The organism is Streptomyces sp. NPDC111507 (assembly GCF_055638955.1).
Genome location: NZ_JBVKBU010000011.1, coordinates 225,031 through 238,620 on the forward strand (window position 1 = coordinate 225,031; position 13,590 = coordinate 238,620).

Sequence of the window (13,590 nt, forward strand, 5' to 3'; positions counted from 1 at the left end):
CGGTGGTTACTCGGAGGCGTTCAGCGGGCTGAGCACACCCACGTTCACGACCTCGCCGATGACGATCACCGCCGGGGGCTTCACGTCCTCGGCGCGTACGGTCCCGGCGACCGTGGCCAGGGTCGCGTCGACGCGGCGCTGGGCGGCGGTCGTGCCCTCCTGGACGAGGGCGACCGGGGTGTCGGCCGGCTTGCCGTGCGCGATCAGGGTCTCGGCGATCCTGCCGATCTTGTCGACGCCCATGAGGACGACGAGCGTGCCGCGCAGCCGGGCGAGGGCCGGCCAGTCGACGAGGGATCGCTCGTCGTCCGGGGCGACATGGCCGCTGACCACGGTGAACTCATGTGCGACACCCCGGTGGGTGACCGGGATACCGGCCGCACCCGGCACCGAGATCGAACTGGAGATGCCGGGGACGACCGTGCAGGCGATGCCCGCCTCGGCGAGCGCCTGGGCCTCCTCCATGCCGCGGCCGAAGACGAACGGATCGCCGCCCTTGAGCCGGACGACCGACTTGCCCTGCTTCGCGTGCTCGATGAGCGCGTTGTTGATGGCCTCCTGGGCCATGTACCGGCCGTAGGGGATCTTCGCCGCGTCGATCACCTCGACGTGCGGCGGGAGTTCGGCGAGCAGGTCGCGCGGGCCCAGGCGGTCGGCGATGACCACGTCGGCCTCGGCGAGCAGTCGCCGGCCGCGGACCGTGATCAGGTCGGGGTCGCCGGGGCCGCCGCCGACCAGGGCGACACCCGGGGTGCGGGTGCGGTGGTGGGGCGCCACGAGGGTCCCGTCGCGCAGCCCCTCGACCACCGCGTCGCGGATCGCGGCGGTGTGGCGGGGGTCGCGGCCCTTGGCGTTCGTGGTGAGGACGGCGACCGTGACGCCTTCGCTGTGACCGGTGGCCGGGGTCCAGGCGGTCGCCGCGTCGGCGTCGTCGGAGCGGACGCACCAGACGCGGTGGCGCTCCGCCTCGGCGGAGGCGTCCGTGTTCGCCTGCCGGTCACTGGTCGCGATCAGGGCGTACCAGGCGTCGGCGAGATCGCCGTCCTCGTACGGGCGCCTCGTCCAGGTGATCTCGCCCGCGTCCGCCATCGCCTCGACGGAGGGGGTGGCCTCGGGCGACACGAGGTGAATGTCCGCGCCCGCCGCGATGAGCGCCGGGAGGCGGCGCTGGGCGACCTGGCCACCGCCGAGGACGACTACGCGGCGACCGGTGAGGCGGAGGCCTACGGGGTAGGCGGGGTTTTCGGCCATGGCGGTGCGGCTCCTCGTACGGGGCCGCTGCGCTCGGCTGGAGCGGCCTTGACGTGCTGTTTTGGATGCGGGTCCACGATACGGCGGGGGCGGGAGGGGCTCCTTCCCTGAGCCCGCCCCGTCCCGCCCCGTCCCGGCAGTGACACTGTGCGGCTCCGCCGCGTGGGGGCTGCGCCCCCGACCCCCCGCACGAGCGGGTGCGTCGTCGGTCTACTTCTCGGTGACCCCTGCGGAGTCGAACGTCGCCACCTCGTGCATCGCCCGCGCCGCGCTCTGGACCACCGGCAGCGCCAGCAGGGCGCCCGTGCCCTCGCCGAGGCGCAGATCCAGGTCGACCAGGGGGCGCAGGCCCAGCTTGTTCAGGGCGGCGACGTGGCCGGGCTCGGCGCTGCGGTGACCCGCGATGCAGGCCGCGAGGACCTCGGGGGCGATGGCGCGGGCCACGAGGGCGGCGGCGCCGGCGCTGACCCCGTCCAGGATCACCGGCGTACGCAGGGAGGCGCCACCGAGGAGCAGGCCGACCATGGCGGCGTGTTCGAGGCCGCCGATCGCGGCGAGGACACCGATGGGGTCGGCCGGGTCCGGCTGGTGGAGTTCGATGGCGCGGCGCACGACCTCGGTCTTGCGGGCGAGGGTCTCGTCGTTGATGCCGGTGCCCCGGCCCGTCACCTCGGACGGGTCGGTGTCCGTGAAGACGGAGATCAGGGCCGCCGACGCGGTGGTGTTGGCGATGCCCATCTCGCCGGTCAGCAGGGCCTTGTTGCCGGCCGCCACGAGGTCGCGGGCCGTCTCGATGCCCACTTCGATGGCGGCCGTGACCTCTTCGCGGGTCATCGCGGGGCCGGTCGTCATGTCGGCGGTGCCCGCGCGGACCTTGCGCGGGAGGAGACCCGGGGTCGCGGGGAGGTCGGAGGCGACGCCCACGTCGATGACGCAGACCTCGGCACCCACCTGGTTGGCGAAGGCGTTGCAGACCGCGCCGCCGCCCAGGAAGTTGGCCACCATCTGGCCGGTGACCTCCTGCGGCCAGGGAGTGACGCCCTGGGCGTGCACGCCGTGGTCGCCCGCGAAGATCGCGACGGCGGCGGGCTCCGGGATCGGCGGCGGGCACATCCGGGACAGGCCGGACAGCTGCGCGGAGATGATCTCCAGCATGCCGAGCGCGCCCGCGGGCTTGGTCATCCGCTTCTGGCGCTCCCACGCCTCACCGAGCGCCTTGGCGTCCAGCGGGCGGATGTTGGAGACCGTCTCGGCGAGCAGGTCGTGCGGCTCCTCACCGGGCAGCGCGCGGCGGCCGTACGTCTCCTCGTGCACGACCCAGGACAGCGGGCGGCGCTTGGACCAGCCGGCCTGCATCAGCTCGGGCTCCTCGGGGAACTCGTCGACGTAGCCGACGCAGAGGTAGGCCACCACGTCCAGGTGCTCGGGCAGGCCGAGGGCGCGGACCATCTCACGCTCGTCGAAGAAGCTGACCCAGCCGACGCCGAGGCCCTCGGCGCGGGCCGCGAGCCACAGGTTCTGGACCGCGAGCGCGGAGGAGTACGGGGCCATCTGGGGCTGGGTGTGACGGCCCAGGGTGTGACGGCCGCCGCGGGTCGGGTCGGCGGTGACGACGATGTTCACCGGGGTGTCGAGGATGGCCTCGATCTTCAGTTCCTTGAACTGCTTCGCGCGCCCCTTGGGCAGCGACTTGGCGTACGCCTCGCGCTGACGGGCGGCCAGTTCGTGCATCGTGCGCCGGGTCTCGGCGGAGCGGATGACGACGAAGTCCCAGGGCTGGGAGTGGCCGACGGACGGCGCGGTGTGCGCGGCCTCAAGGACCCGCAGCAGCACGTCGTGCGGGATCGGGTCACTGCGGAAGCCGTTGCGGATGTCGCGGCGCTCGCGCATCACGCGCAGCACGGCCTCGCGCTCGGCGTCGTCGTAGCCGGGGGCCGCGGGGCCGGTGGACTCTCGTGCGTCTTCCACTGCGGCCGTGCTCTCTTCCTGGTCGGCGACCTGGGTGTCCAGGTCGTCCGCTTGCTGTGCGACTACTACGGGCTCCGGGTCCGCCTCGAACGGCTCCGGTACGGGGGGCGTCTCGGCTTCGGCCGCGCGGGGCGCGGGAACCGGAACGACGGGCTCCGCCTCGATGGCGGGCTCCGCCTCGGCGAGAGGGGCGAGGGGAGCCTCCTGGCTCTCCACCGCTTCCGCCATCGCCGGGGGCTCTTCGACCGGGGGCCGCTCCTCCGTGGGCAGCGGCGGCACGGTCATGGCGTGCGGCGGAGTCGGGGCCAGGTGCGGGGTCGTCGGCACCGTGCCCTCGACGGGCACGAACCGGCCGAGGGACTGGTCCGCGGCGGAGTCCAGGGGGGCGCCCTGGAATCCGGGTGCGCCTGCCGTGTCGCCGGGGCGGTGCTCGCCGTGCGACTGGTTCGTGGCCGCGTGCGGCGCCTGAGCGTGGGCGGCCACGCCGACCGGTACACCGGCACCGGCCTCGGCGAACGCGGCGTGGGCCGCGGCGGGGACCGCGAACTGCGCGGCCTGGACCGGGAAGGCCTCGACGCCGGGGAGTGCGTGTCCGTACGAGTCGTCCGCGGCGTGCGCCACCTGCGCCTGGGCCTCGGCGGCGGCGTGGGCGGCGGACACCACGAGGGGCTCCGGGGCGAACTCGGGCTGCGCGGCCTCCGCGTGGGACGCGGGCTCCACGCCGTTGTCCGCCGACTGGACCACGGGTTCCGGGGTGTGGACACCTGCTTCCGGGAACCGGGCGTCCTGAGCCGGGAACCGGGGCTCTTGGTCCACCGCCTGAGCCACGGGCTCGGCGAGGTGGGTGGCCTGTTCGGTGGGCCTCGGGTCGTCCGCGGGCGTCGACTGCGGGTCCGGCGCGGGCTGGAGCACCTGCTCGGTCACCAAGGGCTCTCCCGCCTCGGAAACCTGTGCCGGGGTGTCGGCAAGGTGACCGGCGGTGTCGTCCGCGGTCGGGGCCAGGTGCGGGAGGTCCTGGGCCACCGGGAAGGGCGTCGCAGCGGGAGCCGCCTCCGGGACCTCGGGGGCCGGGAAGCCGTCCGGCGCGGGCGCGGCCTCAGGGCCCGCCGCCATCTCGAAGCTCTGCTCGGCCTCGAAGCTCGGCCCGCTCTCGGGGCTCGGCGCCATCTCGAAGGTCTGCTCGGCCTCAAGGCTCGGCCCGGTCTCGGGGCTCGGCGCGGCCTCCACGGCCTGCTGGACGAAGTGACCCTCCGCCACCTCGGGCGTGTGGGCGGCCTCCGGAGCCTGGGGCACCTGCGCGAATCCCTCAGCCTCGACCGCCTCGACCGCTTCCGCGGTCTGCGGAACCGGGGCGAATTCCGCGGGCTCGGCGGCCTCAGCGGCCGGCGCCGCCTCCGGCACCGTCAGCGCCTCGGCGACCACTCCGGCCGCGGGGCCCTGGACGGCCGACGGGACGACCGTTTCTGCAGCCGCCCCCTCGGGACCCACCGGCGGCGCTCCCCACGGCACCGCGCCCTGCGGCGGGATCTCGGAGAGCTGCGATACGTCGAGGTACTCGGGACCGGTCGTCGGGGGACCCGCGTGCCGTACCGGAGTTGGGGGAGTCATGGGATTCATCGGGGTGGCCATGGGCGCGGCGGCGGGGCCGCGGTCGGCGAGCGAACGCACCGGGCTCGCGGAGCCGTCCGGAGTCGGCGGCCCGAGGTGCAGCGGACGGCGCGGCGCCGTCGGCTGCGGGGCGGGCGCGGAGCCGGGTACGCGGACGCCACTGAGGTCGAGCGAACCGCTGTCCCGGCCGGCCGTCTCGTGCGGCCCCGGCTCATGGACGAGAGGCTGCTCCTCGACGAGGGGCTGCGGGGGCGGCGGGGCCACCTCGTTGCCCCACGCTCCCTGTGCGCCCGGCATGAGAAGCAGGTCGTCGTCCTCGGCGGGGTTCTCGGAGGGGTCGAGGAAGGTGTACGCGCCCGGGGCGAGGACGCCCGGCTGCTCCACCATGCCTGCGTTCTCCGGCAGTCCCTCGCCCGGGACCTGGCCGGTGTCGGTCATGCGTACCCCTCGCCCATCGGTTAGTGCTTCCAAGTCCTGCTCGCCCGGAACGGCGCACCGACCGCCCCGCAGTGAAGAACGAGCGTGCGTGCCCAGCGGCACGAACGACCGGCCAACAAAGACGACAAAGCCATTAGCAGGCATTGTCCCGGTCGTCCGACCCTCGCGACAGCTTGATCCGCGACGGCCCGCTGTGGACTGCGCCACGTTGCGCGTCCTCAGGTTCTGCCGTACCACACACGCCTCAAAACGGGCGCGTTTTCCGGACATTGGCCTACGAAAGGCCGATCGCCCTGGAGCGGTACAACGATCGGCCAGCCTACCGCGCGCAGTACGACAACAGGATCACGGGTTGCGATCGGGCAGACGGCCTGTGAGCAGGAACGCGACGCTCCGCTCGGTCTCCGTCCAGGCCCTTGTGTCGAGTTCGACGGACTGAATGAGGGCGCATTCGACCTGATATCCGTGCTCGCTGAGATCACGTCCCACGAGTTCGGCCGCGTCGCGGGTCGCCGCGTGCGTCACGATGCGCTGCGGACGGCGGTCGGCGACGGCCGAGACGACCTGCACTCCCCCGCCGCCGACACGTACGACATCGGGTTCGGGGAGGTTCTCCAGGACGTGCGGCGCGGTGCCGTGCACGATCTGCATCTGGACGCCGTAGCGGCGCGCGGAGTCCTCGGTGCGGGCGCAGGAGCCGGGGTTGCGGTCGACGGCGATGACCGCCGCGCCGGTGCGCGCCGCCTCGGTGGCGAAGGCGCCGCTGCCGGAGCCGATGTCCCACACGAGGTCACCGACGCGCGGGCCCAGCCGGGCGAGTTGGGCGGCGCGCAGCAGATCCGTTTCGCCTTCTCCCAGTGCGCCGCCGTACGCCTGTGCGGGCAGCGCCCAGCCGCGCGGTCCGGTGCCCGGGTCGCGTCCGGCGATCCAGCCGCCGTCCTCGGCCGCGGCCACGAAACCGCCGATGACGATGACGACGTTGGGGTCGCGCCAGGTGTGGTCGGCGGCCTTGTCGGAGGTGAGGATGGTGACCCGCTCGCTCGCGGTGCCGAGTTCCTCGCAGATGACGAAGGTGCGGTGGACTCCTTCGAGGAGCAGGCCGAGTTCGGCGGGGCCGGCGCCGGGCGAGGTGAGGACGGCGACCTTGGTGTGGGCGCGGCAGACGTTCACCGCGCGGCGCAGGGTGCGGCGGTGTGCCACGACCACCTGTGCGTCGTCCCAGGGCATGCCGGCGCGGGCGAAGGCGGCGGCGACCGAGGAGACGGCGGGCACGACTTCGACCTCCAGGCCGAACTCGGGGGCCCGCAGGGTGCGTACGACTCCGAAGAAGCCGGGGTCGCCGTCGGCGAGGACGACGGCGCTGCCGCGGTGGCCCGCGATGCGGCGGGCGGCGAGGGAGACGCTGCCGAGGCGGATGCGTTCGGCGGCCCGGGGGACCTCAGGGAGCGCCAGGTGGTGCGCCGCTCCGGCCACCAGCGTGGCCGCGCCGAGGGCGGAGCGCGCCGCGGCGGTCAAGGGCGAGCCGTCCCAGCCGATCACCGTGACCCGGTCGGCCATCGTCGTCAGTCTCCAGAAGGTTTTCGCAGGTCGTCGGTGGGCAGCCCGCGGGCGGGCTCCGTGAGGGTACCTGGTGTTGCTGGGTGCGGGCGCACAGATCTCTGCCGGGTGGGAGCGGTTCTTCCGAACGCGGTGCGGGACGTCCCCCGGATGCGGCGCGGGGAATCCCGCGGGTTCAGTTCCAGTCGGAGAACGACGTGAAACCACCCGTGTCGGCGAGCTGGTCGCCGACTCCGTCGAGGTCCTCCGGAAGGAGGCTCCAGATGATGAAGTCGGTGCGCACGTCCACCCAGCGGCCGTCCTCGGTGCGGGTGTGCGCTATACAGGCGTTGCGCAGGACGCCCTCGCTGATGCAGCCGATCTTCTGCGCGACCTGCTGGGAGGCGGTGTTGTCGGCCGCCGTGCGCAGTTCGATGCGCTCGAACTTCTGGTCGCGGAAGAGCCATTGGGCGGTGGCGAGCGCCGCCTCGGAGGCGTAGCCCTCGCCGCGGGCCCAGGGGGCGATGACGTACGACAGTTCGGTGGAGCGCACATGCCAGTTGGTCTTGGCGAGCTGCACGATGCCGACCAGGCGCTGGGTGAGGAACTCGGTGACGGCGAGGTCGAGACCCCGGCCCGCCGTGCGTTCGGTGGGCGCGTACTCGGTGATCCAGGTGCGGGCCGCGTCCTCGGTGTAGGGCTGGGGCACGTCGGTCCAGGCCCCGACCTGCTCGTCGTTCATCATCGCGGCCAGGGAGGGGATGTCGTCCTCGTCGAGCGCACGCAGGACCAACCGCTCCGTGCTGATGGAGATGTCGGGGAAGGTGCTGGTCATGCGCCGCTCCGTAACCGTCGGGGACGTCGGGCCCTCGGATCCTTCGGGCCCGCTGAACTGCCCAGCATGCAGCATGAGGCCACCGAACTGCACCACGGGGTCCACTCCGAGTGATGGAGTGGACCCCGTACGGTGACCCGGCCGGAACGACGGGATGACCGGAACTAGAACGACGGGATGACCGAACCGGCGTACTTGTCCTCGATGAACTTCTTGACCTCGGGCGAGGTCAGGAGCTTGGCGAGCTTCTTCACCCGCGGGTCGCTCTCGTTGCCCTTCTTGACGGCCAGGAAGTTGCCGTAGGGGTTGTTCGTCGCGGACTCCAGGAAGAGCGCGTCCTTGGCCGGCTTGAGGCCGGACGAGATGGCGTAGTTGCCGTTGATCACCGCGGCGTCGACATCGTCGAGGGAGCGCGGGGTCTGGGCCGCCTCCAGCTCCTTGAACTTGAGGTTCTTCGGGTTCTTCGCGATGTCCTGAGTGGTCGCGCTGTTGCCCGCGCCGTCCTTGAGCGTGATGAGTCCCTTGGAGGCCAGCAGCTTGAGCGCCCGCGCCTCGTTGACGGTGTCGTTCGGGACGGCCACCGTCGCACCGCTCTTGAGCTCGTCGGTCTTCTTGACCTTGTGGGAGTAGAGACCGAGCGGTTCCAGGTGGACCGTGACGACGGGCACGATGTGGGTGCCGTTCTTCTTGTTGAAGTCGTCGAGGTACGGCTGGTTCTGGAAGTAGTTGGCGCCGACGGACCCGTCCTCGGTCGCCGTGTTCGGCGTGACGTAGTCCGTGAACTCCTTGACCTGCAGGTCGAGGCCGGCCTTCTTCGCCAGGTTGTCCTTGATGTAGTCGAGGATCTCGGCGTGCGGGGTGGGGCTCGCGGCCACGACCAGCGGACCGCTGGTGTCGGAGGCGCTGCTGCTCTTGTCCGAGCCGCAGGCGGAGAGGCCGAGGGTGAGGGCTCCGGCGGCGAGGACTGCGGTGGTGATCTTGGCGGTGTTACGCACGAAAAGTGCCTTTCCTTAAGGGTGGAGCGACCCCGCGGTGGGTGGTTACGGGGAAATCTGCGGGTGGGGCGAGAGAACCGGAGAGGGTGTACGGGCGGCCTCAGGCGACCTTGCCGGCCTCCGCGGTGGCGGGCTCCTTGGCCTTCAGCAGCCGTAGCTTCGGGGCGGCGCCGGAGTGGCCGCCGCGCCGGTGCAGCGTGCGGGCCGCGTAGTCGCCCGCGAACTGGATGAGGGAGATGACGACCGCGAGGATCGCCACGGTGATCCACATGAGTCCGGTCTCGAAGCGCTGGTAGCCGTAGCGGATGGCGATGTCGCCGAGCCCGCCGGCGCCGACGGTGCCGGCCATCGCGGAGTAGCCGATGAGGGCGACGATCGTGGTGGTCGCGGAGGAGATCAGCGACGGCAGCGACTCCGGTACGAGCACCTTGCGCACGACGGTCCAGGTGTTGCCGCCCATCGACTGCACGGCCTCGACGAGACCGCCGTCCACTTCGCGGACCGCCGTCTCGACCAGGCGCGCGAAGAAGGGGATCGCGCCGACGGCGAGCGGCACGATCGCCGCCTCGCGTCCGATGGTCGTTCCCGTGATCGTGCGCGTGAAGTTCATCAGCGCGACCATCAGGATGATGAAAGGCAGCGAGCGGGCGATGTTCACGACCTGCCCGATGACCTTGTTCACGACGACGTTCTGCAGGAGTCCGCCGCGGTCGGTCAGGACGAGCAGAACGCCGAGCGGCAGACCGCCGACGACCGCGATCAGCGTCGACCAGCCGACCATGTAGAGCGTGTCCCAACACGCCTGGGACAGCAGGGGCTGCATCTCCGACCAGGTCACTTGGCACCGTCCTTCACGAGCACGGGCTGCCGGCCCTGGATGTCGATCTGCAGGCCCTGCTCGCGCAGGAATCCGATCGGCACGACGTTCTCCTCGTAGCGGCCGGGCAGTTCGATGCGCATCCGGCCGACCTGCTTGCCGGCGACGGTGTCCATCGCGGCGCCGAGGATCGAGATGTCGATGTTGTACGTGCGCGAGAGCTGCGAGATGACGGGCTGGGTGGCGGCGTCGCCGTGGAAGGTGACGTCGATGACGGTGCGGTCGTCGCCGGACGGCTCGCCGCTCACCGGGAAGAGCGCACCGGCGAGTTCGGAGCCGGGGGTCGCGAGCAGCTCGCTGACGGTGCCGGACTCGACGATGCGGCCCTGCTCCATGAGCGCGGCCGAGTCGCAGATCGTCTTGACTACGTCCATCTCGTGGGTGATGAGCAGGACCGTCAGGCCCAGCTGCCGGTTCAGGTCGCGCAGCAGCTGGAGGATGGAGCGGGTGGTCTCCGGGTCGAGGGCGCTGGTGGCCTCGTCGGAGAGCAGCACCTTGGGGTCGCCGGCCAGGGCGCGGGCGATGCCGACGCGCTGCTTCTGGCCGCCGGACAGTTGGGCGGGGTAGGCCTTGGCCTTATCGGAGAGACCGACCAGGTCGAGCAGCCCGAGCGCTTTGGAGGATCGTTCCTTCCCCGACAGGCCAAGGATTTCGAGCGGCAGCTCGACGTTGTCCTGGACGGTGCGCGAGGACAGCAGATTGAAGTGCTGGAAGACCATGCCGATACGGCTGCGGGCCTGGCGGAGCTCCTTGCCCGCGCGCGGGCCGCGGCCGACGAGCGCGGTGAGGTCCTGGCCGGCGACGGTGACCGTGCCTGCGGTGGGACGCTCCAGGAGGTTGACGCAGCGGATGAGGGAGGACTTGCCGGCGCCGGACTGGCCGATGACGCCGTACACCTCGCCTTCACGGACGTGCAGGTCGACGCCGTCGAGGGCGGTCACTTCACGGCCGCGCGAGCGGTGAGCCCGATAAATTTTGGTGAGGCCCGTTGTCGTGATCACTGGGGGTTTCCGTCACTGTCGAGTGCGGGGCGCGGGTGTGCGCCGGCACGGGTGCATTCGGTCGGGAACGCGACACGGTTCTCGCGGTGGCGATGGAACCGGATGAATCCGGGGAGAACATGCGCGCGGGGCGGCGCCACTCACGTACGGGGTACGGACAGGGCGCGGCGGTCTCGCTTCGGGGCGCGAGACGGGGCGGTGGTGCGGGGGCCCTCTAGAAGGCGCACATTCGACACATACAACGAGCACCGGGCGTCATGGTCGCCTCGGTCGCAAGGATGCGGCTGCTCGTCGTGGTCATGGGATCAAGTAAAGCAGACGTACAGGCGGGGCCCGGAACCGCTGTCCGCATGGCGGACAGCGGTGGACACCTCTCAGCCGCGGGTGGAGATCTCCACTCCCCCGTCGATGACCAGTGCGGACAGGGCCGAGAGGTCCTTCACCACGAGGTCCGCGTCCAGCTCGGACGCCTCGTGGGTTGTGGCCAACGCCACGGTGGTCATCCCGGCGGCGCGGCCTGCCTGCAGGCCCGCCGGGGCGTCCTCGAAGACGACGCAGCGGGCCGGGTCGACGCCCAGTTCACGGGCGGCGAGGAGGTAGGGCTCGGGGTCGGGCTTGCCGCGGGTGATGTCGTCGGCGGAGATCAGCATCTTGGGCCGGATACCGACCTCGACGAGCCGGGCCTCGGCCAGACGCCGGGTGGCGGAGGTGACGACGGCCCAGCGGTCGGCCGGCAGCGAGTCGAGGAACGCCGCGGTGCCGGGGAGCAGAAGGACGCCGCCGGGGACGTCCTCGACCTCCAGCAGTTCGATGCGCGCGAGCGCCTCGGGAACGAGGTCGGCGGGCAGCAGGTCGGCGGCTATCTCGACGGCGGGGCGGCCGTGCAGTTCGATCCGGGCGAAGTCGTCCGCGGTGATCCCGTACTCGCGCGCCCATCGTGTCCAGCACCGGTTCACCGACTCGAGGGATGAGACGAGCGTCCCGTCGTTGTCGAACAGCAGGGCATCAGCGTGGATCTTCATGCCCTCGACCCTACGGGCAGCCCGGGGGCGAGGGCATCGGGCCTTTTGGCCCGTAATAGGGTCACGGCATGCTTGATGCCCTGACGGTCGCGACCGCCGTCGCCGCGCTCGCGCTCGCCGCCTGGTGCGGCTGGGCCGCCTACCGTGATCAGCCCACCAAGGACTGGCACTTCATCGGCATGGCCGTGGTGACCCTGCTCGCCGTGATCCAGTTGGTGGTCGGCATCGTCCAGCTGGCGCGCGGCGAGAAGCCCGACCAGGGCACGACGATCTTCGTGGCGTATCTACTCGGTACCTTCGCGTGCATTCCGGCCGCGGGCTTCATGTCGCTGGCGGAGCGCACCCGCTGGGGATCGATCACGGTGGCGGCCGGCGGTGTCGTCCTCGCCGTACTGGAGGTGCGGCTCTATGACATCTGGGGAGGCTGAGATGACGGCCACGGAGGAGAACGGGACCGCGCCTCAGGAGAATGAGGAGAGCCGGGAGATTCCGGGGAAGAAGCGCACCCGGCTGATCAGCGGCCCCGGCATGCTGCTGCTCTGGCTGTACGGCGTGATGGTCGTCGGCGCCGTGTCGCGCTCCGCCGTCCAGATCTCGACGGAGTTCGACAAGGCCCCGCTCGCCTACTCGCTGTCGGCGGTCGCGGGCCTCGTCTACGGCTTCATCACGTACTCTCTCGTGCGCGGCGGCGAAACGGCCCGCAGGGCGGCGCTGGTGTGCTGCGCCGCCGAGCTCGTGGGCGTGCTGACCGTCGGGACCTGGACGCTGGTCGAGCCGTCCGCCTTCCCCGACGCCACCGTGTGGTCGGACTACGGGATCGGCTATCTGTTCATCCCGGTGCTGCTGCCGCTGTCGGCCATGTACTGGCTGCGCAAGGCGCGTACGGCCGACCGGTCGGCGTAGCTCGGGCCGTAGCCGTCGCTCGGGCCCGGAACACGGGTGCTGGTCAGGCGCTGGTCACGAACGCGCCCGTGTCGGCGCCCTTCTGCAGGGTCACCAGGGTGAGCCGCTCGTCGACGCGCTCCGTGGAGACCTGCGCGTAGCCGTGCTTGCGGTACATCCGCAGGTTGCGGTCGCTGCGGTGGCCGGTGAAGAGCTGGAAGGACTTGGCCGCGCCGTCCGTCGCGAGCTTGGCCTCGATCGCGGCGAGCAGCCGCCCGCCCAGGCCGTGGCGCTGCATGCGCGGATGGACGATGAGCTTGTTGATGCGGGCCGTGCCGTCCGGGTCCACGGCCCCTCGCACCGAGGCCACCACCTCTTCGCCCAGCCTGGCCACCAGGACCGTACCGTCCGCCAACTCCGCCCTGAGGGAGTCGAGCGGCTGAGTGAGCGGCTCGATGCCGTAGTCCCCGTACAGCTCAGCCTCGCTCTGGTAGCAGAGGTACTGCAGCTTGAGGATCTGCTCTGCGTCCTGCTCGGTCGCCGCCGAGATGGTCACGCTCATGCCCATGTGTGCATGCCTCCCGCTCACCTGTTCCACCGGTCGTCCCCCACTCCTATCCCCGTGGTGCGCGGGCCGCAACCACCGGGGAGAGCAATCGACGCAGACATCCCAGGCATCTGGAACGTTCCGGACCCAGACTGCCCTGTGAGATACCCAACTCGCCTGCGATCTCCCGATAGGTGAGGTCCTTCGGGGAGAGCAGCGCCGCCATCAGGCTGGGGCAGCGGCCCGGCAGCCGGCGGACCGCGTCGTGCAGGGCGCGCCGGCTGTCGGCGGTCAACACCTGCTGTTCGGGGTCCGGCCCGCTCTCGTCGGCGGGCTCGGAGACGTACGGCCGTTCGTACCGGGCCCTGCGGCGGGTGCGGCGGACCTCGGAGCGCACGGCGCGGCGCAACCAGCTCTGCGGGTCGACGGGCGGCCCGTCCGAGTCGAGGCGCTCCAGGAGGCGCAGCCAGACGGCCTGTTCGAGGTCGCCCGGTTCGGTCCCGGACGCAAGGCCTTCCGCCGAGGCCTCGGCGGCGAGCAGCGGACGCAGCGTGGAAACCATCTCGTGGGTCATATGCGGCGGGACGCCGCCGCCCCGGCACAGGGTTGCCGGGGCGGGGGACTGTCACC

The 13,590-nt window shown here is 71.7% G+C and carries 12 protein-coding genes; 2 read left to right on the plus strand and 10 right to left on the minus strand.

Translation table 11 applies throughout. The annotated features are described in order from the left end of the window. Positions 1-6: 6 nt before the first annotated feature. From cobA to ACZ7M2_RS35525, 8 genes are all read right to left on the minus strand, one after another. Positions 7-1,251 (minus strand): uroporphyrinogen-III C-methyltransferase, encoded by a 1,245-nt coding sequence (cobA, locus tag ACZ7M2_RS35490; protein ID WP_471598771.1) that lies wholly within the window; start codon positions 1,249-1,251, stop codon positions 7-9. Between the two features lie 210 nt (positions 1,252-1,461). After that, positions 1,462-5,265, minus strand: a complete 3,804-nt coding sequence (gene cobT / locus ACZ7M2_RS35495; RefSeq protein ID WP_471598772.1) for a nicotinate-nucleotide--dimethylbenzimidazole phosphoribosyltransferase — start codon at positions 5,263-5,265, stop codon at positions 1,462-1,464. A 345-nt stretch (positions 5,266-5,610) separates the two neighbouring features. Continuing rightward, positions 5,611-6,822, minus strand: coding sequence for a precorrin-6y C5,15-methyltransferase (decarboxylating) subunit CbiE (gene cbiE / locus ACZ7M2_RS35500; RefSeq protein WP_099923739.1), 1,212 nt, complete (start codon positions 6,820-6,822; stop codon positions 5,611-5,613). A 175-nt stretch (positions 6,823-6,997) separates the two neighbouring features. Continuing rightward, a complete protein-coding gene (locus ACZ7M2_RS35505) occupies positions 6,998-7,636 on the minus strand; it encodes a GNAT family N-acetyltransferase (protein WP_352047940.1) in 639 nt (212 codons plus the stop codon). A gap of 164 nt (positions 7,637-7,800) precedes the next feature. After that, complete coding sequence (locus tag ACZ7M2_RS35510; protein WP_099940355.1) at positions 7,801-8,631, minus strand: MetQ/NlpA family ABC transporter substrate-binding protein; 831 nt, start codon at positions 8,629-8,631, stop codon at positions 7,801-7,803. A 100-nt stretch (positions 8,632-8,731) separates the two neighbouring features. Next, on the minus strand, positions 8,732-9,469 hold the full coding sequence (locus tag ACZ7M2_RS35515) for a methionine ABC transporter permease (RefSeq protein ID WP_471598773.1): 738 nt from the start codon (positions 9,467-9,469) through the stop codon (positions 8,732-8,734). Beyond that, positions 9,466-10,509 (minus strand): methionine ABC transporter ATP-binding protein, encoded by a 1,044-nt coding sequence (locus tag ACZ7M2_RS35520; RefSeq protein ID WP_471598774.1) that lies wholly within the window; start codon positions 10,507-10,509, stop codon positions 9,466-9,468. Before ACZ7M2_RS35520 ends, ACZ7M2_RS35515 begins: the two co-directional genes overlap by 4 nt. A gap of 374 nt (positions 10,510-10,883) precedes the next feature. Beyond that, positions 10,884-11,531 carry an HAD family hydrolase gene (locus ACZ7M2_RS35525; RefSeq protein ID WP_471598775.1) on the minus strand — a complete coding sequence of 216 codons (648 nt, stop codon included), beginning with the start codon at positions 11,529-11,531 and terminating at the stop codon, positions 10,884-10,886. Between the two features lie 68 nt (positions 11,532-11,599). Here ACZ7M2_RS35525 and ACZ7M2_RS35530 point away from each other — a divergent pair, with 68 nt between their 5' ends. Next, positions 11,600-11,959, plus strand: a complete 360-nt coding sequence (locus ACZ7M2_RS35530) for a hypothetical protein (RefSeq protein WP_471598776.1) — start codon at positions 11,600-11,602, stop codon at positions 11,957-11,959. 100 nt (positions 11,960-12,059) lie between these two features. After that, on the plus strand, positions 12,060-12,434 hold the full coding sequence (locus ACZ7M2_RS35535; protein WP_097288849.1) for a hypothetical protein: 375 nt from the start codon (positions 12,060-12,062) through the stop codon (positions 12,432-12,434). Positions 12,435-12,477: 43 nt separating this feature from the next. Here ACZ7M2_RS35535 and ACZ7M2_RS35540 read toward each other — a convergent pair whose 3' ends face one another. Both ACZ7M2_RS35540 and ACZ7M2_RS35545 read right to left on the minus strand, forming a co-directional pair. Continuing rightward, entirely contained in the window at positions 12,478-12,981 is a 504-nt protein-coding gene (locus ACZ7M2_RS35540; protein ID WP_095855737.1) for a GNAT family N-acetyltransferase, read from the minus strand. A 46-nt stretch (positions 12,982-13,027) separates the two neighbouring features. Next, positions 13,028-13,534, minus strand: coding sequence for a sigma-70 family RNA polymerase sigma factor (locus tag ACZ7M2_RS35545; protein WP_471598777.1), 507 nt, complete (start codon positions 13,532-13,534; stop codon positions 13,028-13,030). Positions 13,535-13,590 lie beyond the last annotated feature (56 nt).

Excerpts from the sequence above, each read along its gene's own strand:
- cobA (WP_471598771.1), bottom strand. The coding sequence starts at position 1,251 with ATGGCCGAAAACCCCGCCTACCCCGTAGGCCTCCGCCTCACCGGTCGC.
- cobT (WP_471598772.1), bottom strand. The coding sequence starts at position 5,265 with ATGACCGACACCGGCCAGGTCCCGGGCGAGGGACTGCCGGAGAACGCA.
- cbiE (WP_099923739.1), bottom strand. The coding sequence starts at position 6,822 with ATGGCCGACCGGGTCACGGTGATCGGCTGGGACGGCTCGCCCTTGACC.
- ACZ7M2_RS35505 (WP_352047940.1), bottom strand. The coding sequence starts at position 7,636 with ATGACCAGCACCTTCCCCGACATCTCCATCAGCACGGAGCGGTTGGTC.
- ACZ7M2_RS35525 (WP_471598775.1), bottom strand. The coding sequence starts at position 11,531 with ATGAAGATCCACGCTGATGCCCTGCTGTTCGACAACGACGGGACGCTC.
- ACZ7M2_RS35530 (WP_471598776.1), top strand. The coding sequence starts at position 11,600 with ATGCTTGATGCCCTGACGGTCGCGACCGCCGTCGCCGCGCTCGCGCTC.
- ACZ7M2_RS35535 (WP_097288849.1), top strand. The coding sequence starts at position 12,060 with ATGCTGCTGCTCTGGCTGTACGGCGTGATGGTCGTCGGCGCCGTGTCG.
- ACZ7M2_RS35540 (WP_095855737.1), bottom strand. The coding sequence starts at position 12,981 with ATGGGCATGAGCGTGACCATCTCGGCGGCGACCGAGCAGGACGCAGAG.
- ACZ7M2_RS35545 (WP_471598777.1), bottom strand. The coding sequence starts at position 13,534 with ATGACCCACGAGATGGTTTCCACGCTGCGTCCGCTGCTCGCCGCCGAG.